18 protein-coding genes and 2 tRNA genes are annotated in these 23,382 nt (G+C 62.3%); 14 read left to right on the top strand and 6 right to left on the bottom strand.

The genetic code is table 11. The features are described from left to right. Nucleotides 1-26: 26 nt before the first annotated feature. On the bottom strand, nt 27-2,588 hold the full coding sequence (pepN, locus tag AYX22_RS12480) for an aminopeptidase N (RefSeq protein ID WP_207597572.1): 2,562 nt from the start codon (nt 2,586-2,588) through the stop codon (nt 27-29). Between the two features lie 132 nt (nt 2,589-2,720). On the opposite strand from pepN, the gene AYX22_RS12475 reads away from it, so the two are divergent. From AYX22_RS12475 to AYX22_RS12465, 3 genes are all read left to right on the top strand, one after another. Further along, entirely contained in the window at nt 2,721-3,725 is a 1,005-nt protein-coding gene (locus AYX22_RS12475) for a hypothetical protein (protein ID WP_207593748.1), read from the top strand. A gap of 122 nt (nt 3,726-3,847) precedes the next feature. After that, nucleotides 3,848-4,288: a ribose-5-phosphate isomerase gene (locus tag AYX22_RS12470; protein WP_242703631.1), complete on the top strand. Its 441-nt coding sequence runs from the start codon at nt 3,848-3,850 to the stop codon at nt 4,286-4,288. Further along, nucleotides 4,288-5,190, top strand: a complete 903-nt coding sequence (locus tag AYX22_RS12465; protein ID WP_207593746.1) for a DNA-formamidopyrimidine glycosylase family protein — start codon at nt 4,288-4,290, stop codon at nt 5,188-5,190. Before AYX22_RS12470 ends, AYX22_RS12465 begins: the two co-directional genes overlap by 1 nt. 45 nt (nt 5,191-5,235) lie before the next feature. Here the strand turns inward: AYX22_RS12465 and AYX22_RS12460 are convergent. Continuing rightward, nucleotides 5,236-5,309: transfer RNA gene (locus tag AYX22_RS12460), tRNA-Gly, on the bottom strand. Nucleotides 5,310-5,438: 129 nt separating this feature from the next. Between AYX22_RS12460 and AYX22_RS12455 the strand changes: the two genes are divergently transcribed. From AYX22_RS12455 to AYX22_RS12430, 6 genes are all read left to right on the top strand, one after another. Beyond that, nucleotides 5,439-5,513, top strand: a tRNA-Pro gene (locus AYX22_RS12455). A gap of 69 nt (nt 5,514-5,582) precedes the next feature. Beyond that, nucleotides 5,583-6,965, top strand: a complete 1,383-nt coding sequence (tig, locus tag AYX22_RS12450; protein WP_207593745.1) for a trigger factor — start codon at nt 5,583-5,585, stop codon at nt 6,963-6,965. A gap of 221 nt (nt 6,966-7,186) precedes the next feature. Continuing rightward, entirely contained in the window at nt 7,187-7,810 is a 624-nt protein-coding gene (locus AYX22_RS12445; RefSeq protein ID WP_278251958.1) for an ATP-dependent Clp protease proteolytic subunit, read from the top strand. A gap of 39 nt (nt 7,811-7,849) precedes the next feature. Next, nucleotides 7,850-8,509: an ATP-dependent Clp protease proteolytic subunit gene (locus AYX22_RS12440; RefSeq protein WP_024816918.1), complete on the top strand. Its 660-nt coding sequence runs from the start codon at nt 7,850-7,852 to the stop codon at nt 8,507-8,509. Nucleotides 8,510-8,691: 182 nt separating this feature from the next. Further along, nucleotides 8,692-9,981 (top strand): ATP-dependent Clp protease ATP-binding subunit ClpX, encoded by a 1,290-nt coding sequence (gene clpX, locus AYX22_RS12435; protein WP_207593743.1) that lies wholly within the window; start codon nt 8,692-8,694, stop codon nt 9,979-9,981. A gap of 81 nt (nt 9,982-10,062) precedes the next feature. Beyond that, entirely contained in the window at nt 10,063-10,692 is a 630-nt protein-coding gene (locus AYX22_RS12430) for a DsbA family protein (protein WP_207593742.1), read from the top strand. A gap of 40 nt (nt 10,693-10,732) precedes the next feature. Here the strand turns inward: AYX22_RS12430 and AYX22_RS12425 are convergent, their stop codons facing one another. Then, a complete protein-coding gene (locus AYX22_RS12425) occupies nt 10,733-11,608 on the bottom strand; it encodes an Fpg/Nei family DNA glycosylase (protein WP_207593741.1) in 876 nt (291 codons plus the stop codon). A 345-nt stretch (nt 11,609-11,953) separates the two neighbouring features. Continuing rightward, nucleotides 11,954-14,581 (bottom strand): valine--tRNA ligase, encoded by a 2,628-nt coding sequence (gene valS / locus AYX22_RS12420; RefSeq protein WP_207593740.1) that lies wholly within the window; start codon nt 14,579-14,581, stop codon nt 11,954-11,956. Nucleotides 14,582-14,654: 73 nt separating this feature from the next. Between valS and AYX22_RS12415 the strand changes: the two genes are divergently transcribed. Beyond that, entirely contained in the window at nt 14,655-15,446 is a 792-nt protein-coding gene (locus AYX22_RS12415) for an SDR family oxidoreductase (RefSeq protein WP_207593739.1), read from the top strand. Here the strand turns inward: AYX22_RS12415 and AYX22_RS12410 are convergent. Next, the gene (locus AYX22_RS12410; RefSeq protein ID WP_207593738.1) at nt 15,443-16,486 is read right to left on the bottom strand and encodes an endonuclease/exonuclease/phosphatase family protein; all 1,044 of its coding nucleotides are present in this window, start codon (nt 16,484-16,486) and stop codon (nt 15,443-15,445) included. The genes AYX22_RS12415 and AYX22_RS12410 overlap by 4 nt on opposite strands. Nucleotides 16,487-16,813: 327 nt before the next feature. Here AYX22_RS12410 and ileS point away from each other — a divergent pair, with 327 nt between their 5' ends. Genes ileS through ndk form a run of 4 tightly spaced genes read left to right on the top strand, consistent with a single transcriptional unit; the run spans nt 16,814 to nt 22,405 of the window. Beyond that, on the top strand, nt 16,814-20,125 hold the full coding sequence (ileS, locus tag AYX22_RS12405) for an isoleucine--tRNA ligase (RefSeq protein ID WP_207593737.1): 3,312 nt from the start codon (nt 16,814-16,816) through the stop codon (nt 20,123-20,125). A 2-nt stretch (nt 20,126-20,127) separates the two neighbouring features. Further along, nucleotides 20,128-21,489 (top strand): folylpolyglutamate synthase/dihydrofolate synthase family protein, encoded by a 1,362-nt coding sequence (locus AYX22_RS12400; protein ID WP_207593736.1) that lies wholly within the window; start codon nt 20,128-20,130, stop codon nt 21,487-21,489. Nucleotides 21,490-21,491: 2 nt separating this feature from the next. Continuing rightward, nucleotides 21,492-21,944 (top strand): DUF4233 domain-containing protein, encoded by a 453-nt coding sequence (locus AYX22_RS12395; protein ID WP_207593735.1) that lies wholly within the window; start codon nt 21,492-21,494, stop codon nt 21,942-21,944. A gap of 41 nt (nt 21,945-21,985) precedes the next feature. Further along, the gene (ndk, locus tag AYX22_RS12390; protein WP_089595301.1) at nt 21,986-22,405 is read left to right on the top strand and encodes a nucleoside-diphosphate kinase; all 420 of its coding nucleotides are present in this window, start codon (nt 21,986-21,988) and stop codon (nt 22,403-22,405) included. Between the two features lie 80 nt (nt 22,406-22,485). Here ndk and AYX22_RS12385 read toward each other — a convergent pair whose 3' ends face one another. Then, a complete protein-coding gene (locus AYX22_RS12385; protein ID WP_207593734.1) occupies nt 22,486-23,166 on the bottom strand; it encodes a vitamin K epoxide reductase family protein in 681 nt (226 codons plus the stop codon). Nucleotides 23,167-23,382: the final 216 nt, after the last annotated feature.

Below are 23,382 nucleotides of genomic sequence, written 5' to 3'. Positions count from 1 at the left end.
CCGCAGTGACCTCGTCAGGTGCGGGCCTAGACGTCGGCAGCCCGTGCGCGGAGAGCACGGGCCACGCCGTCACGGTGCTCCAGCATCATCCGGCGAAGGGCCGCGCTGTCCTCCGGAAGCGCCGCCAGGAACTCGTCCGTACGGTCCACCGTTGCCTGCGTCGTAAGCTGCGCGGGGTAGAGTCCCACCACGATCTGCTGCGCCAGGGCGTGAGTGCGCTCCTTGACGATTCCAGGCACGGCGTCAAAGTACTTTTCGGCGTAGGGCTCCAGCAAGTCAGTGGTGGGGACCCGCATGAACCCGGCCACGGCTGACGCCTGCAGCGCGTTGGAGAGTTCTCCGGTGACAACGATCGCGTCCCACGCTGCAGCTTTGGCTTCAGCAGTGGGGATGGCAGCCTTTGCTTGGGCGGCTGCATTTTGACCGTTGGAGGTGTTGTCGCGGGCAAGTTCGGCGTCGATGCGTTCCTGGCCTTGGCGCCCGCCGGCCACCAGTGCGGTCAGGAGCTCCCAGCGCATGTCCTGGTCCACCGTGAGGCCTTCCAGGGTTTCGGCTCCGTCCAGCAGCGCCTGGATGCGGTCCAGCTGGCGCCCGCCGCGCGCGAGTTGGGCAAAGGACTTGGCGAACTGCAGCTGGGCATCCGAGCCCGCTTCCACCGAGGATGCAAGCTCCCACAGCTTTTCTGCGGCCGCGATGGTGACCTCGGCTTTGTGTTCGGCGGCCACGTAATAGGTCAAGGTGGTGGCCAGCTGGCGAAGTTGGACCAGAATGACCGAGGAATCCGTTTCATGGGCAATGTTGGCCAGGACCAGGTCCACGTAACCACGGGCGGGGGTTTCGCCGTCGCGCGCCGCATCCCAGGCCGAGCCCCATACCAAGGTGCGCGGCAGGCTGGCTGAGAAGTCCTTCAGGTGGGCCGTGGCGGTGGCAAGGGAGTGCGGGTCGAGGCGGACCTTGGCGTAGGCGAGGTCGTCGTCATTGAGCAGGATGAGGTCCGGACGTGCCTTGCCCATCAAGGCAGGGACCTCCGTGCGGGGGCCATCGACATCAAGCTCCTCCCGGTGGGACCGTTCCAGCTTGCCGTCACCGGAGAGCGAGTAGAAGCCAACCGCGAGGCGGTGCGGACGGAGGGTTGGCTGTTCGTCGATCGCGGTCTGCAGAATCGCGAATCCGGTGATGATGCCGTCAGCGTCAACGCTGACCTCGGGAGCCAGGGTGTTGACGCCTGAAGTTTCAAGCCAGAGCTTGCCCCACCCATCCAGGTCGCGGCCGCTGGCCGCCTCAAGCTCCACCAGGAGATCGGTGAGCTCAGTGTTCTTCCAGGCGTGCTTGGCGAAGTAGCTGCGGACGCCGGCCATGAACTGCTCCGGACCTACCCAGGCCACCAACTGCCGGAGCACGGAAGCCCCCTTGGCATAGGTGATGCCATCGAAGTTCACCTCCACGTCTTCGAGGTTGTTGATTTCCGCGAAGATCGGGTGGGTGGTGGGCAGTTGGTCCTGCTTGTACGCCCAGGACTTTTCCACCGAGGCGAAAGTGGTCCAGGCGCGGTCGAATTCCGTGTTTTCCACAGCGGCCAGGTGCGACATGTATTCGGCGAAGGACTCGTTGAGCCAGAGATCGTTCCACCACCGCATGGTCACCAGGTCCCCGAACCACATGTGGGCCAGTTCGTGCAGCACGGTGATGGCACGCCGTTCGACCTGGGCGCCGGTGACCTTTCCACGGAATACGTAGCCCTCCAGGATGGTCACGGCGCCGGCGTTTTCCATGGCCCCGGCGTTGAACTCGGGGACGAACAACTGATCGTACTTTTCAAACGGGTAGGGGCAGCCGAACTGTGCTTCGAAGAACTCAAATCCTTGACGGGTCAGGGTGAAGATGTTGTCCGCATCGAGGTACTGCATCAGCGACTTGCGGGCAAAGACTCCCAGCGGCACAACCCGCCCGTCGGCGCTGGTGACTTCGGAACGGACCGACTGATACGGTCCGGCGATCAACGCAGTGACGTACGAGGACAGGCGGGGAGTAGGCGCGAATGCCCACACGGACCGGGCGCCGCCGTCTTCTCCGGCAGGAGCTTCAACGGGAACCGGCGTGGGGGAGTTGGAGATGACATCCCAATGCGACGGCGCTGTGACGTTAAAAGTGAAGGTTGCTTTCAGGTCGGGCTGCTCAAAGACGGCGAACATACGCCGGGAGTCCGGAACCTCGAACTGCGTGTAGAGGTACACCTCGCCGTCCACGGGGTCAACGAAACGGTGCAGTCCCTCGCCCGTGTTCATGTAGGGAGCGTCGGCGACCACCACCAGCTCGTTGTCGGCGGCGAGGTCCGGGAGGTGGATACGGATACCGTCCGAAACTTCCGCGGGGTCCAGATCGGTTCCGTTCAAGGTCACGCTGTGGACGGCCTGGGTGATGGCATCAATGAAGGTGGTGGATCCCGGGGCCGCGGAGAACTTCACCACCGTGGTGGAACCGAAGACCTCAGGGCCTTTGGTCAGGTCCAGAGTGACGTTGTACGACTCGACATTGAGCAGTCGGGCGCGGATCGCGGCTTCGTCGCGCGTGAGGTTCAGGCCTGGCAAGTGGTGCCTCCGGAAGATTTGGGATGCCCGGCCACTCGAGGCCGGACGCTGGTGTGAAGCCATTCTTTCACTCCACGGCCCGAAGGCAAGGAGGGAACACCACAGTGTCGCCCCACGGAGTAGCGTTGGATTATGGGATCGTTCCGGGACACTCTCGACTTCCGCGCACTGAGGTTTGCGGTTGCCTTTCCTTTGCTCCTCGCCGTCGGATTCGTGGTGTGCGCCCAAATGCTGCGCAACGATCTTCCCAACCCCGTTGCCGTGATGTGGAACGCCGACGGCGGCAGCTCGTTCGCGCCGTTCGGCGCCTATGTGACCGGCGGTGCAGCCCTCATCACCTTCTGCGGATGGGCGGTATTCCTCCAGGCGGTGTCCATCACCAGGCCTGTTGTCATGAGGCGCGTCATGATGGGCCTGGGACTGACAGTGAGCCTTTTCATCACCACGGTGGTGGCAGCCGGACTGGTGGGACAGTCCGGGCTGGGGGACGCGCGCGAGTCCCATGTGGACCCGATCGTGCTGGCCATGGGCAGTGGCGCCGCGGTGGCCCTGGGCGTCGTGATGATGTTCGCCTTCAAGCCGGACCCGCGCTGGACCCGCGAGGACGACGTTGCCCTCCAAGAGGAACTGACCCTGCTCGCGGACCCGGACCTGGCCCGCGACACGCTTCGCCTGTGGGTGCATGCCCGGAGCTCGGTTTTCATCATGATCATTGTCTCCGCCGTTTTTCCGGCGGCCTTGATTGCGGTCGCCGTCCCTTGGCTCGGCGCCTTGGTCGCCGTGGCTGCTTTGGTAGGCGCCGGCTTCCTGTTTGCCCGCGTGCGGGCGGACAGGGGAGGCCTGCAGGTGTTTGCCGGTGGCATCGTGCGCGTCTTGACCGTCCCCGCCGTCGAGATCGCCGGGGCGGCTCCGGCGGACGTCAAAGCGGCTGATTATGGGGGGTGGGGTTGGCGGCATCACGACGACGCCACGGCAATGCTGGTCAGCAGCGGGCCTGCCGTCGTCGTAAGGAAACTTAACGGGGGACGGGTGGCTCTCAGTGCCGGCTCCCAGGCCTCAGCTGACAAGCTGGCGGGGATACTCAACCGGGCGGCCCACCGGGCCCGGGATGATGGACAGTCCCAACAACCCCGGTAGCGGTACCCTAGGTAGCGCATCCCTCACCGCCGCGCCCCGGCCAGACGCCGTCCCCGCGCGCCAGAAAGAACGGACTTCCTGTGACTACACCCCGCGTCCACATCGCTACTGACCATGCCGGCATGGAACTGAGTGCCCACCTGGTCAGCCACCTCACGGCCAAGGGCTATGAAGTGGTGGATCACGGACCCAAGGAGTACGACGCCCTGGACGACTACCCCTCTTTCTGCATCAACGCCGGCGTTGCTGTCGTGGCGGATCAGGAAGCCGGCATCCACGCCCTGGGAATCGTCTTGGGTGGTTCGGGAAATGGTGAGCAAATTGCCGCCAACAAGGTCAAGGGTGTCCGCGCTGCGCTCGCCTGGAACCTTTCCACCGCAAAGCTGGCCCGGGAGCACAACGACGCCAACGTCGTCGCGGTTGGAGGCCGCCAGCACTCGGTTGAAGAAGCTACCGAGCTCATTGAAGCCTTCCTTGAGGAACCGTTCAGCAACGATGAACGCCATGTCCGCCGGATCGGAAAAATCGCGGTGTACGAAACCACCGGCGAAATCGTCGAGTAGTGCCTGAAGGACATTCGGTCCATAGGTTGGCCCGCCAATTCCAGGATGTTTTTGGCGGCCGCCGCCTGGCCGTTTCCAGCCCGCAGGGTCGGTTCACCCACGGCGCGCAGGTGCTGAGCGGGCACACCATGGTTGAGTCGAGGGCCCACGGGAAGCAGTTGTTCCTCAGGTTTGACCACGATCTCTTCCTTCACGTCCATCTGGGCCTGTACGGTGCGTGGAACTTCGGCGGGGACAGTTCCTTCAAGGGTGCCTCCAGCATCGGTGCGCCACGACGCATCGGTGAGCGGGAAACAGGGCCGGCACAGGACGAAGCGGCGTTAGGTGAAACGGAGTACACAGGCCCGCCTGCACCGGTGGGCGCCGTCCGTGTCCGACTCGTTTCAGACCATGGCTGGGCCGACCTCCGTGGCGCCACGACGTGTGCCGCCATTACGGCGGCGGAAGTTGCCGTCGTCATGGAACGGTTGGGTCCGGACCCGTTGCACAACCACCCCGGCGACCGAGGGGAATTCATCCGCCGCCTGCGCCGCCGGAAAACGGCGGTGGCCCTGTTGCTGATGGATCAGTCCGTCCTGGCCGGCGTGGGCAATATTTATCGAGCGGAAGTGCTGTTCCGGCAAGCCGTCGATCCCTGGACGCCGGGCAGCTCCCTTGACGAGGAAACGGCAGGGCGTCTGTGGGACGACACCGTGGCCACCATGTCCGACGGTGTTCGTGACGGACGGATTGTTACGACGCCTTCCGCGCTGTGGAGTGGTGGCGGTGTCGTAGCGCCCGACGCCGACGCCCACTTTGTCTACAAGCGGGACGGCATGCCCTGCCGGGCCTGCGGGACGCCGGTGGGCATGACGGAAATCGGTGCGCGCAAGCTGTACTGGTGTCCGGGCTGCCAGGTGTAGCAGCAACAAAAAACGCCCCGATCCGAGGATCGGGGCGTTTTCCCTTGGAGGGGACGACGGGAATCGAACCCGCGTAATCAGTTTGGAAGACTGAGGCTTTACCATTAAGCTACGTCCCCAGGACGGATCTCCTTTTTTCAGGACATCTTCCCGGTGGCTGTTCAAGCCGGGTACAACTAAACCTAATTCCGGCGGCGGTGTCAAATGTGCATTCCTGGCTCGCTTGCCCGTAGACTGTCCTGTGCGTTCGGGGTGTAGCTCAGCTTGGCTAGAGCGCCTGCTTTGGGAGCAGGAAGTCGCAGGTTCAAATCCTGTCACCCCGACTCTGTGTTTGTGTCCGCCTCAGGGACGCGACAGAACCCCATACCCACAAAATCAGGAGTACTTAGACTGTGAAGAGCGCTGTCGAGAACCTCACCGCAACGCGGGTCAAGCTCAACGTTGAGGTTCCCTTTGAGGAACTGAAGCCGAGCATCGATGCCGCGTACAAGACCGTTGCTTCGCAGATCCAGGTTCCCGGATTCCGCAAGGGCAAAGTTCCCACCAAGCTGATCGACCAGCGCGTTGGCCGCGGCTACGTCCTGGAGACGGCCATCAACGATGGCCTCAATGGCTGGTACCAGGCTGCAGTTCAGGAAACGGGCGTTCGCCCCCTGAGCCGTCCCGAGGTTGAAATCACCGAGGTTCCCGACCCCACCTCCACCGATGGTGAACTCAAGTTCCAGGTGGAAATCGATGTCCGCCCCGAGATCGAGCTGCCGGACTACGCCGGCATCAAGGTCGAGGTGGCTGCCGCTGAATCCTCCGAAGCTGACGTCGAGAAGTCCCTTGACGAACTGCGTGGCCGTTTCGGCACGCTGAAGTCCGTTGAGCGCCCCGCCAAGAACGATGACTTCCTGACCATCGACATCACCGCCACCATTGACGGCAAAGAGATCGATTCCGCGGCAGGCCTGTCCTACCAGGTTGGCGCGGGCACCATGCTCGAAGGCCTCGATGAAGCCGTGACCGGCCTTTCAGCCGACGAAGAGGCAATCTTCGACACCACGTTGGTGGGCGGCGACCACGCCGGTGAGTCCGCTCAGGTGAAGGTTGTTGTCAAGGCCGTCAAGGAGCGCGAGCTCCCCGAGGCCAACGATGACTTTGCACAGCTTGCCTCCGAGTTCGACACCCTTGCCGAGCTCCGCGAGGACCTCGCCAAGCAGGCTTCCGACTCCAAGGTTGTGGAGCAGGGCGTTGAGGCACGCGACAAGGTCCTGGACAAGCTCGTTGAGCTCGTAGAGGTTCCGGTTCCGGATTCCGTGGTCGAAGAGCAGATCGAAGCGCACTTCAACCCGGAGAACGCCCACGGCGAAGGTGACCACGACACCGAGGAACACCGCGCCGAGGTCAAGGCCAACACCGAGCGTGCGTTCCAGAACGAGATCATCCTTGACGCCATCGCGGACAAGGAAGAAGTGGATGTCAGCCAGAACGAGCTGATCGACTACATCGTCACCACCGCAAGCCAGTACGGCATGGACCCCAACCAGTTCGCCCAGATCATTGATCAGAGCGGCCAGGTCCCCATGATGGTTTCCGAGGTCCGACGCCGCAAGGCGCTGGCAGTTGTGCTCGGCCAGGCAGAGGTTGTCGACTCCGAGGGCAACAAGGTTGACCTCACCGACTTCGTTCGTCCTGCCGGTGAAGCAGCAGCCGAAGAGGCCGCCGCAGTCGAGGCAACCGACGAGGCCGACGCTGCAGCAAGCGACGACCCCGCAGCAGTGAAGTTCTAGTCAACGACTTCAACCGGCCCCGGATCTTCTGATCCGGGGCCGGTTTGCTTTTAAGGCTGAACATTGGTGCTGAACGCAGACGTGCGCCGTCAGCGAACAGCGCGATTCCGGCGAACAAATCACCGCGGAAAACGGTTAGTGTCCAAGTAGTGAAGTTCAGTGAGGTCACTGGCACCAGCGAGAGGTAAGTACTTATGTCACAGCAATCAGAGGCTCCCCGGATGGCAACTGTCGATCCCGCAGCCCAGGACAACTACATCTACAACCGCCTGCTGAAAGAGCGCATTATCTGGCTCGGCTCTGAAGTCCGTGACGAGAATGCCAACGCCATCTGCTCCCAGCTCCTCCTCCTCTCGGCCGAAGACCCGGAGAAGGACATCTACTTGTACATCAACTCCCCGGGTGGGTCCGTGACGGCCGGCATGGCCATCTACGACACCATGCAGTTCATTCCGAACGACGTCGTCACCGTCGCCACGGGTTTGGCTGCCTCGATGGGCCAGTTCCTCCTGTCGTCCGGCACCAAGGGCAAGCGTTACGCCACGCCCAACGCCCGCATCCTGATGCACCAGCCTTCCGGCGGCATCGGCGGCACGGCCTCGGACATCAAGATCCAGGCTGAACTGATCCTGCACATGAAAAAGGTCATGGCGGAACTCACGGCTGAGCAGACCGGTCAGTCCGTAGAGACCATCCTCAAGGACAATGACCGCGACAAGTGGTTCACTGCCGCCGAGGCGTTGGAATATGGCTTCTTCGACAAGATCTCGGCGCACGCCGGTTCTGTTGCCGGTGGTGGCGGAACGGCCAACCAGTCGGGCGCAGAGCCGAACTCCGAAAACTAACCGGCACAAAGAACCACTGAAACCCCAGGAGTAAAGAACATGAATTACAACTTCGGATGGTCTGCCGGTAATCTCCCGTCCAGCCGTTACGTCCTGCCCCAGTTCGAGGAGCGCACGCCTTACGGCTTCAAGCGCCAGGACCCGTACACCAAGCTGTTCGAGGACCGCATCATCTTCCTCGGTGTCCAGGTTGACGACGCCTCCGCCGATGACATCATGGCCCAGTTGCTGGTCCTTGAGTCAACCGACCCGGACCGCGACATCACCTTGTACATCAACTCGCCAGGTGGTTCGTTCACTGCCATGACGGCCATCTACGACACCATGCAGTACATCCGTCCGGAAATCCAGACGGTATGCCTGGGCCAGGCTGCCAGTGCAGCTGCAGTCCTGCTCGCTGCCGGTACCCCGGGCAAGCGACTGGCACTCCCGAACGCACGTGTTCTGATCCACCAGCCGGCTCTCTCCGGTGGCCAGGGTGGCCAGGCCTCGGACCTCGAAATCCAGGCTGCGGAAGTCATGCGCATGCGTACCTGGCTTGAGGACACGCTGGCACACCACTCCGGCCGCACGTCCGAGCAGGTGAACAACGACATCGAGCGTGACAAGATCCTCACTGCTGCTGATGCCTTGAGCTACGGCCTGATCGATCAGGTTCTTGACTCCCGGAAGATCAAGCCGCAGGCAATCACCCGGTAGCACACGGAATTCGACGCCGGTGCGGTTCACGAAATATGGACCGCACCGGCGTTCTGTTTCCACCCAAGCAGCTCATTGTGACCTAGAGTGGATCTTGTCACGGTGGTGCCAACCGCGGCTTGGCCGCACACTTGAGTACGGCGCGGAGCCGCATCACCCGCATGCAACGAAGGGATTCCCACATGGCTCGGATTGGCGAGAGCACGGATCTGCTGAAGTGTTCTTTCTGCGGAAAGAGCCAAAAGCAGGTACGGAAGCTGATAGCCGGGCCCGGTGTCTACATCTGTGATGAATGCATCGAGCTGTGCAACGAGATCATTGAAGAGGAACTCGCTGAAGTTTCCGATCTCGGCAGTTTCGAACTGCCCAAGCCCCGTGAGATTTTCGACTTCCTGCAGGAATACGTCATTGGCCAGGAACCGGCCAAGCGGTCGCTGGCAGTGGCTGTCTACAACCACTACAAGCGGATCCAGGCCGGCCATGCACCCAAGACCGGCAGCCTCGGTGAGGGATCGCATCACGAGGACGTGGAGATCGCAAAGTCCAACATCCTCCTGATCGGCCCCACCGGCTGTGGCAAGACCTATCTCGCCCAGACGTTGGCCCGTCGACTCAATGTTCCCTTTGCCGTAGCCGATGCGACTGCACTGACGGAGGCCGGCTACGTCGGCGAGGATGTGGAGAACATCCTGCTTAAGCTCATCCAGGCCGCGGACTATGACGTGAAGAAGGCCGAGCAAGGCATCATCTACATTGACGAGATCGATAAGATCTCGCGTAAGAGTGAGAATCCTTCGATCACCCGTGACGTATCCGGTGAAGGTGTGCAGCAGGCGCTCTTGAAGATTCTTGAGGGAACCGTTGCATCCGTGCCCCCTCAAGGCGGCCGCAAACACCCGCATCAGGAATTCATCCAGATCGACACCACCAACGTGCTCTTCATCGTGGCCGGCGCTTTTGCGGGCCTTGAGGACATTATTGGTTCACGGTCCGGGCGTAAGGGCATCGGCTTTGGTTCACCCCTGAACGAGGCCCGGGACAACGTGGACAGCTACGGCGAAGTGATGCCGGAGGACCTGCTGAAGTTCGGCCTCATTCCGGAATTCATTGGCCGGCTCCCGGTGATCACCACTGTCTCCAACCTGGACCGGCCCGCCCTCATCCAGATTCTGTCCACCCCCAAGAACGCGCTGGTGAAGCAGTACCAGAAGATGTTCCAGCTGGACGGCGTGGATTTGCAGTTCGAAGACGACGCACTGGACTCCATCGCGGATCAAGCGCTCGAACGCGGCACTGGTGCCCGTGGACTCCGGGCCATCATGGAAGAAGTGTTGCTGCCCGTCATGTTCGATCTCCCCAGCAGGGACGACATAGCCACGGTGGTCATCACAGCTGATGTTGTTTTGAAGAAAGCCCAGCCCACCATGATTGCCCACGACGTGGTGGCCAAGCGCCGGAATAAGTCGGCCTAGCAGCCTGTTGGCCTAGGCAAGGAGCGGTTCCGTTGGACCGCTTGCCGCCACACGTATCCCACCTTTTCCGAGGAGTTCCCTATGCCCGAAAAGTCCACGCCCGAACAGACCGTCAACAAAGCCGATTTTTGGTTTGATCCTGTTTGCCCGTTTGCCTGGATCACGTCGCGCTGGATTGGTGAGGTTGAGGAGGTACGTGGCATCCAGACTGAATGGCACGTGATGAGCCTCTCCGTCCTCAACGAGGGCCGGGACCTTCCTGCCGACTACCGGGCAATGATGGATGACAGCTGGGGTCCTGTCCGCGTGATCATCGCCGCCCAGGAACTTCACGGCGCGAACTACGTCAAGCCGCTGTATGACGCCATGGGAGAGCAGATCCACCACGAGGGCAACAAGGACCGGGCATCGGTCATCCAGAAGGCCCTTGCCGAGGTAGGCCTGCCGGCTGATCTGGCACGCTTCGCTGACTCGGAGGAGTATGATGCCCAACTGCGCTCGAGCCACGAGGCGGGGATCTCATTGGTAGGCCAGGATGTTGGAACTCCCGTAGTTGCCTTCAATGGGACTGCTTTCTTCGGTCCCGTACTGACCCGTATTCCCCGCGGTGAAGAAGCCGGTAAGATCTGGGACGCCACGGTGACCTTGGCCGGCTACCCGCACTTCTTCGAGTTGAAGCGCAGCCGCAGCGAAAGCCCCGAATTCAACTAGTTTCCCGAACCCAAGAGGCTTCCCAACCTCAACCAGCAGGTTACTTCAGGAACCGGGATGTCCGTCGGTCAGCAAGGATCTTTCCGTTGGTCTGGCAGGTGGCACAGTATTGCAGGGAGGTGTCCGCAAAGGACACCTCCCTTACTACGTCCCCGCATACCGGACAGGGAAGTCCGGTCCGCGCGTGCACTCGGAAGTTGCTGCGTTTGGTGTCCTTGAGTTCGCTGGACGGCTTGCCTGCCGCTGCGTTGACAGCTCCCACCAGGATCTCCTGCATGGCCTCGTAGAGCCGCGCCACTGTGGCCTGGTCCAGGGACTTGGCACTGGCGAAAGGAGAGATTTTTGCTGCGTGCAGGATTTCGTCACTGTACGCGTTTCCTATGCCGGCAATGACGCCCTGGCTCCGAAGCAAGCCCTTGATCTGTTGGGAACTGGATCCAAGGATCGACGCCAACGCGGCAAGGTCGAAGTCGGGGCTGAGGGGCTCCGGTCCCAAGGTGGCGATTCCCGGCACTTCCTGGGGATCCCGCACCACATAGATGGCCAGGCTTTTCTTGGTTCCGGCTTCCGTGAGGTCCACGCCGATGTGGGCTTCGTCGGCAGGACGGTGCAGCAGGAGCCTTGCAGAGATGTTGCTTTTGCCCATCCGCAGTCCGGCAGACGAAGGGTGCTCGGTGTAGCGGACCCAACCGGCCTTGGCCAGATGGAAAACAAAGTACAGGCCGTCAACATCAACGCACACGAACTTACCGAGGCGTTGTACACCCTGAACGGTTCTGCCTTCCAGGACGCTGTACGGAGGATCAGCAGTCTTCAGTGCGGAGAAGGAGTTGATGCGGACCTCGTTGAGCACGGCTCCACTGAGTTGGGTGTCCAGATACATGCACAGGCCGTGCACTTCGGGGAGTTCCGGCATGCTCAATACTCTGCCACAGGTAGCCCCCGGAGCGCAGGAGAACTACAGGTTTGTAGTTCTTCCAGGGGTCTTGTGCATTGCATTCAGCGGGACAACAATGGTTCTTACCCACTTCGAAAGAAGAGGGACACGGAAACCAAAGATTCAGTGATTGCAACCAACGCAGCCTTTGGCAAAGTTGGAAGCAGGCTACCAGTGATGAGGTAGGAAGACCTGAAATTCCTAGGATTCCGCCAGACTGTCAAGACATCACCAGACAGCCGAAAAGTCGAAGCCCCACCAACGGCAAAACGCTGATGGGGCTTCCCCTTTGCCCTGAATCAATGGGCGCAGTGACTTCCGGGACTACGACTGGGACGCGGACGTCTCCTCGGCAGGCGCCAGGACAACGTCGCTGACGGTCAGTTCGCCTTCACCGGACTGGAGCGTGATTTCCTGTGCGTTGGCGGCTGCCTTCAAGTCGCCCAGGCCGGCCTTCAGTTGGGCCACCAGAACCTCCGAGGCCGTGATCGAGGCAGAGACCACCTCTGTGCGCTGCTTGACCTTTGCCTCGGACTTCGCTTTGCGGATACCGCTGAGAGCAATGCCCACTGTGCCAAGCATGGTGGTGTCGCCGTCGGTGATTTCCAAGGCGGCGGGCCACTCTGCACGGTGGACGGACCCTGCGCGCCACCAGCCCCAGACCTCTTCGGTGGCGAAGGGCAGGAACGGTGCGAAGAGACGCAGGAGCGAGTCCAGCGTTGTCGCCAGCGCAGCAAGGACCGAGGCCTGCTCAGTCTCGCCGGCGGCACCATAGGCGCGGTCCTTGATGAGCTCTACGTAATCGTCCGTGAACTGCCAGAAGAAGGATTCGGTGATCTGGAGTGCGCGGGCGTAGTCGTAGTTCTCAAACGCCTTGGTGGACTGGGCAACGACGTCGGACAGTTGCGCGAGCAGCGCACGGTCCAGCGGGTTGGTCAGCACCGAGAGGTCACCGGAGACCACGGAGTTCTCGGTGGCACCAAGGTTGAGCACGAACTTGGAGGCGTTCAGCAGCTTGATGGCCAGGCGACGGCCGATCTTCATCTGCGCTATTTCGTAGGCAGTGTCTGCGCCAAGCTTGGCCGAGGCGGCCCAGTAACGGACGGCGTCGGAACCGTACTCGTTGAGCACATCCGTGGGCACCACAACGTTGCCCTTGGACTTGGACATCTTCTTGCGGTCCGGGTCCAGGATCCAGCCGGAGATGGCCGCATGCTTCCACGGGGCATTCTTCTGCAGGGCATCAGCGCGGACAGCCGACGAGAACAGCCAGGTGCGGATGATGTCGTGGCCCTGCGGACGGAGGTCGAAGGGGTAGACCTTGGAGAACAGGTCCTCGTCACGGCTCCAGCCGCCCACAATCTGCGGGGTGAGAGAGGACGTGGCCCAGGTATCCAGGACGTCGGCGTCACCTGTGAAGCCATTGGCTTGGTCACGCTGCGCTTCGTCGAAGCCGGGAGCAGCGTCCGCAGCGGGATCCACGGGCAGCATGTCGTCCGAGGGCAGGATGGGGTTGTCGTAATCCGGGTTGCCCTGGGCATCCAGCGGGTACCAGACGGGGATGGGCACGCCAAAGAAGCGCTGGCGGGAAACCAGCCAGTCACCGTTCAGGCCGGCGATCCAGTTCTCGTAGCGGGAGCGCATAAAGGCCGGGTGGAAGGTGATTTCCTGGCCTCGACCGATCAGGCGTTCGCGGCGTTCCTCATCGCGGCCACCGTTGCGGATGTACCACTGACGTGACGTGACAACCTCGAGGGGCTTGTCGCCTTTTTCGAAGAAGTTCACCGGGTGGGTGATCTTCTTCGGTTCGCCGTCCAGCAGGTCCGCTGCCTTGAGCAGTTCAACTACGGCTTCCTTGGCGGAAAAAGCGGTCTTGCCCGCGATCGCAGCGTAGGCTTCCTTGCCTGCCTCGGTGGTGATCCATTCCGGGATGTCGGCAATGATGCGGCCGTCGCGGCCCATGATGGCACGCGTGGGCAACTGCAGTTCGCGCCACCAGGTGACGTCGGTGAGGTCGCCGAAAGTACACACCATGGCAATGCCGGAGCCCTTATCCGCCTTGGCGAGGGGGTGGGCCTTGACCTCAAGCTCGACGTCGAACAGCGGGGACTTCACGGTCTTGCCAAACAGCGGCTGGTACCGTTCGTCGTCGGGGTTTGCCACCAGGGCCGCGCAGGCAGCCAGCAGTTCCGGGCGGGTGGTCTCGATGAAGATCTTTTCGCCGTCTTCAGTGAAGAACGGGTAGCGGTAGTACGCGCCTGCAACTTCGCGGTCCTCAAGTTCGGCCTGTGCAACAGCCGTGCGGAACGTCACATCCCAAAGCGTGGGAGCTTCGGCCATGTAGGCGTCACCGGCAGAGAGGTTGGTAAGGAAGGCGCGCTGGGAGACCGCACGTGAAGTGTCGTCAATGGTGCGGTACGTCAGGTCCCAGTCCACGGACAAGCCGAGGGTCTGGAACAGGTTCTCGAAGACCTTCTCGTCCTCAACGGCGAGTTCCTCACACAGTTCGATGAAGTTCCGGCGCGAGACGACGTCGAAGTCGCGCTGGTTCTTGGCCGGCTGTGCGGGCGGCGTGTAGTCGGCCTGATAGGGGATGGCCGGATCGCAACGCACACCGTAGTAGTTCTGGACGCGGCGCTCGGTGGGCAAGCCGTTGTCGTCCCAGCCCATGGGGTAGAAGACGTTTTTCCCGGTCATTCGCATGTACCGGGCCTGGACGTCAGTCTGGGTAAAGGAGAACATGTGGCCCACGTGGAGCGAGCCGGATGCCGTGGGCGGGGGAGTGTCGATCGAGTAGACCTGCTCCCGGGTGGTGTCCGGGTTGAACTTATAGGTTCCTTCAGCCAGCCAGCGCTGCGTCAAGGCAGCCTCAAGGCCTTCAAGGGCCGGCTTGTCGGGAACGTTGATGGGGTTGGTGGCGGGCGTGTCTGTACCCTGCGTTGATTCAGCCATGGATCAATTGTTTCATGGCCTGGCGTTACAGCCCGCCGGGGAATGACTGCGCACCCCCGGATAAGGTGGTGCCATGACTTCGGCAGCGCACAGCACCCCCTCAGGACAGAATTCCGGCACAAACAGGACGGCCGTGGTGACCGGTGCAAGCACCGGCATCGGTGAAGCCACCGTGAGGGCCCTGGCTTCCTCGGGTTGGACGGTATTCGCGGTGGCGCGCAGGGCCGACAGGCTCGAGGCCCTGGGTGCTGAGACCGGCGCTGTGCCGTTCCCTGCTGACATCACCAACGACGACGACGTCGCCGCCTTGCTGGAGGCCGTGACCACGTCCGGAGGTGCTGACACCCTCATCAACATCGCCGGCGGTGCACGTGGCGCGGACACCATCGCCAACGCCGACACCGGGGATTGGGAATGGATGTACCAGGTCAACGTGTTGGGGACCATGAAGATCACCCGGGCGTTCCTGCCCATGTTGCGGGACCACGGCGAAGGTACGGTCCTGAACCTGACCTCCACTGCCGGCCTGTCGGCGTATGAGGGCGGTGCCGGCTACAACGCCGCCAAGTTTGCCCAGCACGCCATGACCAACGCCTTGCGCCTGGAAGAGGTGGGCAACAACATCCGGGTCATCGAGGTGGCTCCGGGACTGGTGCAAACGGAGGAGTTCGCCCTCAACCGGCTGGGCGACAAGGACGCGGCCGCGAAGGTGTATGCCGGCGTCGAGAAACCCCTGACGGCCGCGGACGTGGCGGACGTCGTGAAGTACGCCGTCTCCTTGCCGCATCACATCAACCTCGACGAGATCGTCGTTCGTCCTGTGGCACAGGCAGCCAACCACAAGCTGATCCGCAGGGAAAGTTAACCGGCCGGAATGCTGAGCGTTGCCAGGATGGCGGCGTGGTCGGTGCCCGGAACGTGGAGGACCGCGTAGCCGCTGTTGCTGATCCGGGGCGAGGTGACCATGTGGTCGATGACAATGCCCGGCAGCGGCTGTCCCTCCATGGGCCACGTCGGGGAGAACCGCCCACCGGAAGCAATGCCGACGTCAACGAGCTTCGTGCCCGTTTGCTGACCACCCAAGGCGTTATCGAGCAACGAACGGAACTCGGCGTGATCGTACGTTGCGTTGTAGTCGCCCACCAACAGATGGTTCCCGGGCCGGGAAGCCTGCCGGGACAGCTTGTCCAGATCGCTGCGCCACTGCCCGATCCGCTCATCAACCGGTGGAAGGGTATGGACGTTGGTGAGGTTCAGCGCCGCCGTGGAACCAGCACCGGCATCCGTGACCTGTACCCGGGTCACGTCCATCCGGAACGGGGTGTCAGGGAGCAGCCCCACGGCCTCCAGCGGGAACACGGAGTACACCGCGCCGCCGGACGCGTCGTCATTGGGTTGGCTGAGGAGATTCGGCAGCACGTGCTCCAGGCCCGCTGAGCTGAGGGCGTCTTCAAGCCGTTGGGTGTGTTCCTGGATCGTCAGCAACTGGACACCGTTCTCACGGACCAGCCTCACAATGGTCGCCGCGTCCGCCTCGCCATACTCGGAGTTGAGGCTCATCACCTTCAGCGAAGCCGTGGCCGTCCCTGCCGGCAGTGCTTCCGCTTTTCCGCTGTCCAAAGGGAACAGCCAGAAGAGTTGAACCGCCAACAGCGCCGCCGTCGTGAGGATGACCCACCACCGCCGCCCCACCACAGCAAGCACCAGCGCAAGCGCCGCGGGCAGCACCATCCAGGGTGTGAAGGACAGCAACTGCACCACAACGAGGGGCCATTCAGCAGGGATGGCACGGAAAATCGACAGCCCCGCTACCGGCAGCGACACCACCAGGCCCAGTGCCGACCACGCGATGGACGCGGACTGCCGGGGGCGGCTTTCCTGAAGTGCAGGAGCGGGAAGCATCATGGGGATGAGTCTATGTATCAGCAGCGCCACCGGACTCCATCCATAGGATGAACTCCGGGTAGAGGGAGGCGCCAGGCTGCCGCTAGACTTGGGGGAGCAGCTTTGACCCGGCCATCACCGGTGAGCTTCCGGAAGAACAGCTCTGACCACCTGCAAAGGTGGCAGGCGCCCAGTAGAACCGGACGGGTAAGCCCGTCACAGCAGTAATGAGAGGCCGGAATATCCGTTCCGGTAAGTGAGGTGGTACCGCGGTACCTGCGCAGCCGACAGGCAGCACAGAAGCCGTCCTCGCATCCTGACAGTCAACCAGCTATCACAGGATATGAGATGACCCACTACCCCAAGGCCTCAGCGTCTTCGTCCGGCACGCACGGCGTGTCCGCTTCCGTGAAGTTCCCGGAAATCGAAGAGCGCATCCTCAAATACTGGGATGAAGATGGCACCTTCCAAGCCAGCATCGACCAGCGCGACAGCGACCTTCCCGGTGGGACAGCCGGAAGCAACGAATTCGTCTTCTACGATGGCCCTCCTTTCGCCAACGGCCTGCCCCACTACGGCCACCTGCTGACCGGCTACGCCAAGGACCTCGTAGGCCGCTACCAGACCCAGCGCGGCAAGCGCGTGGAACGCCGCTTCGGTTGGGACACCCACGGGCTCCCCGCAGAGCTCGAAGCCATGAAGCAACTGGGTATGACGGACAAGACCCAGATCGAAGCCATGGGCATCGACAAATTCAACGACGCCTGCCGCGCCTCCGTCATGAAGTACGCCAATGAGTGGAAGGCCTACGTCACCCGCCAGGCCCGCTGGGTGGATTTCGACAACGACTACAAGACCCTCAATGTCGAGTACATGGAGTCGGTGCTCTGGGCTTTCAAGCAGCTGCACGAGAAGGGCCTGACCTACAACGGTTACCGCGTCCTCCCTTACTGCTGGAAGGACGAGACGCCGCTGTCCAACCACGAACTCCGCATGGACGACGACGTCTACAAGAACCGCCAGGACCAGACTGTCACCGTGACGTTCCCCATCAAGGCAGGAGAGTCCGAACTCTCCAAGGCTCTTGAAGGTGTGCAGGCGCTTGCCTGGACCACCACGCCCTGGACGCTGCCCACCAACCTGGCGCTCGCCGTCGGGCCTGACATCTCCTACGCCGTCCTGCCCGCAGGACCCAACGGCGTAAAGGCGGCCTCCGCTGAGGCGCCGGTCACCGGCAGCTTCCTGCTCGCTGCTGACCTTGTGGGCTCCTACGCCAAGGACCTGGGGTACGGTGACGGTGCCGACGGCGTCGCTGCCGCAACTGCCGCCGTTGTCTCCACCCACTCAGGCTCCGAGTTGGCAGGCCTTGAGTATGAGCCGCTGTGGAACGACTTTGCGGATACTGAGAAGTACGGGACGCAGAATGCCTGGCGATTCCTGGTGGCGGACTACGTCACCACCACCGACGGTACGGGCATCGTCCACCAGGCTCCGGCCTATGGTGAGGATGACCAGAAGGTCTGTGAAGACGCCGGTATCCCTGTGGTCCTCTCCGTGGATGAAGGCGCCAAGTTCCTGCCGCTGTTTGCCCATGGCGAGCTGGCCTCGATCGTTGGCCTGCAGGTTTTCGACGCGAACAAGCCCATCACCCAGGTGCTCCGCGCCGATGGCCGGTTGGTCCGCCAGGCCAGCTACGAGCACAGCTACCCGCACTGCTGGCGTTGCCGGAACCCCCTGATCTACCGCGCAGTGTCATCCTGGTATGTGGAGGTCACCAAGTTCAAAGACCGCATGTCCGAGCTCAACCAGGAGATCAACTGGATCCCGGGCAACGTCAAGGACGGCCAGTTCGGCAAGTGGCTGGACAACGCCCGCGACTGGTCCATCAGCCGCAACCGCTACTGGGGCTCACCCATCCCCGTTTGGCAGTCGGATGATCCCGAGTACCCGCGCACCGACGTCTACGGTTCGCTGGCGGAACTGGAAGCCGACTTCGGCCGCCTCCCGGTCAACAACGAAGGCCAAGTGGACCTGCACCGTCCGTTCATCGATGAACTGACCCGCCCCAACCCGGACGACCCCACAGGTCAATCCACCATGCGCCGCGTCGAGGACGTCCTGGACGTCTGGTTCGACTCCGGCTCCATGCCGTACGGACAGGTGCACTACCCGTTCCAAAACGAAGAGTGGTTTGACACCCACAACCCGGCGGACTTCATTGTGGAGTACATCGGACAGACGCGCGGCTGGTTCTACATGCTGCACATCCTGTCCACCGCTCTGTTTGATCGCCCGGCATTCCGCAATGTGATCAGTCACGGCATCGTACTGGGCTCCGACGGCCAGAAAATGTCCAAGAGCCTGCGCAACTACCCGGACGTGTCCGAGGTCCTGGACCGCGACGGTTCCGACGCCATGCGCTGGTTCCTCATGTCCAGCCCCATCCTTCGCGGTGGGAACCTCGTGGTGACCGAGCAAGGTATCCGCGATGGCGTCCGTCAGGTCATCCTGCCGCTGTGGAACGTCTACAGCTTCTTCACGCTGTACACCAACGCATCGAACGGGGGTTCCGGTTACGAGGCGAAGCTGCGCTACGACGGCTACGCCGACACGCTGGACCAATACCTCCTGGCCAACACCGGAGACTTGGTCCGGAACATCACGTCAAGCCTGGACAGCTACGACATCTCGGGTGCCTGCGATCAACTGCGCAGCTACCTGGACATGCTCACCAACTGGTACGTCCGGCGCAGCCGCCAGCGCTTCTTCGACGAGAATGTTGACGCCTTTGACGCGCTCTACACTGCGTTGGAAGCCGTGTGCCGGGTGTCGGCATCGTTGTTGCCGCTGGTCTCCGAGGAGATCTGGCGTGGTCTCACGGGTGGCCGCTCCGTACACCTGGCTGACTGGCCGGACGCGTCCTTGTTCCCTGCCAACGCCGGGCTGGTGGAGGCCATGGACCGTGTGCAGCAGATCTGCTCCACTGGTTCCAGCTTGCGCAAGGGAGCCAACCTGCGCGTCCGCCTGCCGCTGCAGGAACTGACTGTTGTGGCACCTGGAGCAGACGCGCTGGAAGGCTTTGCCGCCGTCGTCGCCGATGAACTGAACCTGCGGTCCGTCCGCCTGCTGGACGCGGCAACTGCCTCGCCTGAGGAATTCGGCATCGAGCAGAAGCTGGTGGTCAACGCCCGCGCTGCCGGACCTCGCCTGGGCAAGAACGTCCAACAGGCCATCAAGGGATCCAAGTCCGGAGATTGGTCTGTCAATGATGCCGGTGTTGTGGTTGCCGGTGGCCTCGAGCTCGAACCGCACGAGTACACGCTGGAGACTGTGGTTGCGGAAGCCGCCGATGGCGGCAGCTCGGCAGTAGCGGTACTTCCTGGCGGTGGCTTTGTGGTCCTCAACACCGAGGTCACCCCGGAGCTTGCGGCAGAAGGGCTGGCCCGGGACATGGTCCGCGCCATCCAGCAAGCCCGCAAGGACGCTGGACTCAACGTGAGCGACCGCATCCGGACGTCTGTGGAGGCCGCACAGGATGTCGTTGACGCCCTGAAAGCCAATGCGGAGCTCGTCAAGACAGAAACGCTGACCCTTGAGCTGGAGGTTCTGCTGGCCGGCGTCGACGAACCGCAGGTCACGGTCACCAAGGCAGGAGCCTGACCATGACTGACGAATTCTCAGTAGAAAGCGTCTACGCCGAACTTCTGGGCCGTGCTCCGGAAAACAAGATGGAACCGCGCCTGGCCCCCTTGTTCCGTGCCATGGATGTACTGGGGGAGCCGAACAAGGCGTACCCGATCATTCACATCACCGGTACCAACGGCAAAACGTCAACGGCCCGCATGATCGAGGCCGGACTCCGTGCCCACGGACTGAGCACGGGCCGCTATACCAGCCCGCACTTGTCCAAGGTCACCGAGCGCATCAGCATCGACGGCGAGCCTGTGCCCGACGCGACGTTCGTGCGCATCTGGGACGAAATCCGCCCCTACCTGGAAATCGTGGACAGCGAGCTCGAGGCCGACAACCAGCCCCGGCTGACCTACTTTGAGTGCCTCACAATCCTGGGCTTTGCTGTGTTCGCGGACCAGCCGGTTGATGTTGCCGTGATCGAAGTCGGGTTGGGTGGCATCACCGACGCCACCAACGTGGGCGACGGTCAAGTCTCGGTCATCACGCCGATCTCTTTGGACCACACGGATCTCCTGGGCGACACCACCGAGGACATCGCTTATGAGAAGGCCGGCATCATCAAACCCGGCGGGTTCCTGGTCAGCGCCGCCCAGCCGGTGGACGCCGCGCAGGTCCTGTTGGAGAAAGCCCGCGAAGTGGACGTGCCGTTCCGGTTCGAGGGCGTTGAATTTGGCGTTGAGTCCCGCGCAGTGGCCGTGGGTGGCCAGGTGCTCACCATCCAGGGATTGGCCGGCCGCTATGAGGACCTGCTGCTTCCGCTCCATGGGGCCCACCAGGCTGAAAATGCTGCCGTCGCCGTTGCAGCACTGGAAGCTTTCTTCGGCGGGGGAGAGAAGGAACTCGACGCAGAGGTGCTGACGGAAGCGTTCGGCAACGTGACGTCGCCAGGGCGGCTGGAGGTTGTCCGCACGGCGCCTACCGTAGTGGTTGACGCTGCGCACAATCCGGATGGCATCCGCGTCTCAGCTGAGGCCATCCAGGAGGCCTTCAGTTTCAGCAAGCTCGTAGTGGTGGTAGGAGTCCTGCGCGAGAAAGACGCGGAGGAAATCCTGAAGACCCTCAGGGATTCCCTCGGTGGACTTGCCGGAGAATTCTGCTTCACGCAATCCAACTCGGCGCGTGCCGTTCCCGCAGCGGAACTGGCCGAACTCGCCGTCGACCTTGGCTTCGGCGAGGACAACATCCACATTGCGGAGAAGCTCGATGACGCCCTTGAATGGGCCGTGGAGCGTGCGGAATCCAACGACGACCTCGCAGGCGGCGTCCTGGTGACCGGCTCCATCACCGTGGTGGCCGAGGCCAGGATCCTGCTCGGAAAGGCCGGTGCCTAAGCATGGCAAAAATGACCAAGGCGCAGCGTGAATGGCGCCCCGGCATGCCCAAGAAGCGCCGCTCCACCAAAGTGATGTTCGCATCCACCGTGCTCCTCCTCGAAGCCTTCGTCGCGTTCTTCGGCACGCTGGCGGTCTTCGGGTTGAGGCGCGGGGAGGTGGCCCCCGGCATCATCCTGGGCGTGGGCATCGCCCTGAGTGTTGTGCTGGTCCTCGCCTGCGCTGTGTTGTCCAAGCCTTGGGGGATCGCCGTTGGCTGGGCGCTGCAGCTGGTGCTGATCCTGACGGGCTTTGCAGAGCCAACAATGTTCATTGTGGGCATCCTGTTCGCCATCTGCTGGTGGTACGGGATCAGGGCCGGCATGAGGATTGACCGTGAAGTAGCCCAGCGGGACCGTGAACAGGCCGAATGGGATGCTGCCCACGGTGACGAAGCAGACCCGCAAACCCCGTAAACTGGCTGGGAAAACCACCGACCAACCACATTGGAGCAACTGTGAGCATTGAACGGACCCTCGTCCTGGTCAAGCCCGACGGCGTCGCCCGCAACCTGGGCGGAACCATCCTCGCCCGGATCGAAGCCAAGGGTTACACCCTGGCGGAACTGAAGAAGGTCAACGCATCCCGCGAGCTGCTGGAGCAGCACTATGAGGAGCACGTGGGCAAGCCGTTCTACGAGCCACTGGTTGAATTCATGCTGAGCGGACCGGTCATCGCGGCGGTCTTCGAGGGCCACCGTGTCATTGAGGGCTTCCGTTCGCTGGCTGGAACCACTGATCCCACCACGGCAGCGCCGGGCACCATTCGTGGTGACTTCGGCCGCGACTGGGGCCTGGCAGTCCAGCAGAACCTCGTCCACGGCTCGGATTCCGTTGACTCGGCTGAGCGCGAAATCAAGATCTGGTTCGCGGGCTAGTCACGCATCACCGAAACTATGGAAAAGGCCAATGTTCATCACGAACATTGGCCTTTTCTGTCGTCCCGCGGGAGGTTTTCCTAAGCGGAGGACCCCACGAAGATGTGAATGAACGAGAAGAAGATGGTAGCGGCGACGGCAACGTACAGGAGCGCCACAATGATCCAGCCGGATTCGCCCAGCAGCTTTGCCAAGGCCGGTGGCGCCTTGATGACTCCGTGGGTGACATTGCGGATGGTTACCCACACGAACAACGGGATCATGGCAGCCCACACCACCATGCAGAACGGGCAGAGCACGTGGATGGCGTAGAGGGCCTGCGACCACAGCCAGACAACGAACGCGAAGCCAAGGGTAACGCCTGCCTGGAGGCCCAGCCAGTAGCCTCGTGAGAACTTGGCCCCCGCGAGGATACCCATCGCCGTGGTGATGATGACGGCAAAGGCCACGATGCCGATGAACATGTTGGGGAACCCGAACACGGAACTCTGCGGTGTCTGCATGACCGCCCCGCAGGAAACCCAGGGATTCACATCGCAGACGGTTACGTGGTTGGGGTCCTTGAGTACTTCAAGCTTCTCCAATACCAAGGCTCCGGATGCCACCCATCCGATCACACCGGTGACCAGCAGCAGCCAGGCAAAGGGTTTGTCACGGACAGTCCGGGGGAGTGGATCCTGGTGGGGACCTGCCTGCGTGGAGAAATCCTCCACGGCGTTGGTGGATTGGTTGGCCAGGTTTCCCCTGGCTGTGCTCGGCATCGCGGATCTGGTCCTTTTCAATGTACGGTCCGGCCATGCCGGTATGGGCTCTTGGGAGGATTGTAACTCCGGAGGCTGGACGGTGCCCCCAAGCTTCCGGTTGGCGCCTGTTCCCCGGAGCTGCGACACAGCGGCCTACCGTGGGAAGGTGAACAGGTGTGAGAGAATGAACATAGCCGGAGCCCGATCCACATTCGGAATCCGGTCCGGTGACTT

This window comes from Arthrobacter sp. D5-1 (assembly GCF_017357425.1).
Taxonomy (GTDB): Bacteria; Actinomycetota; Actinomycetes; order Actinomycetales; family Micrococcaceae; genus Arthrobacter.
This window is presented reverse-complemented; position numbering and strand designations above follow the sequence as displayed.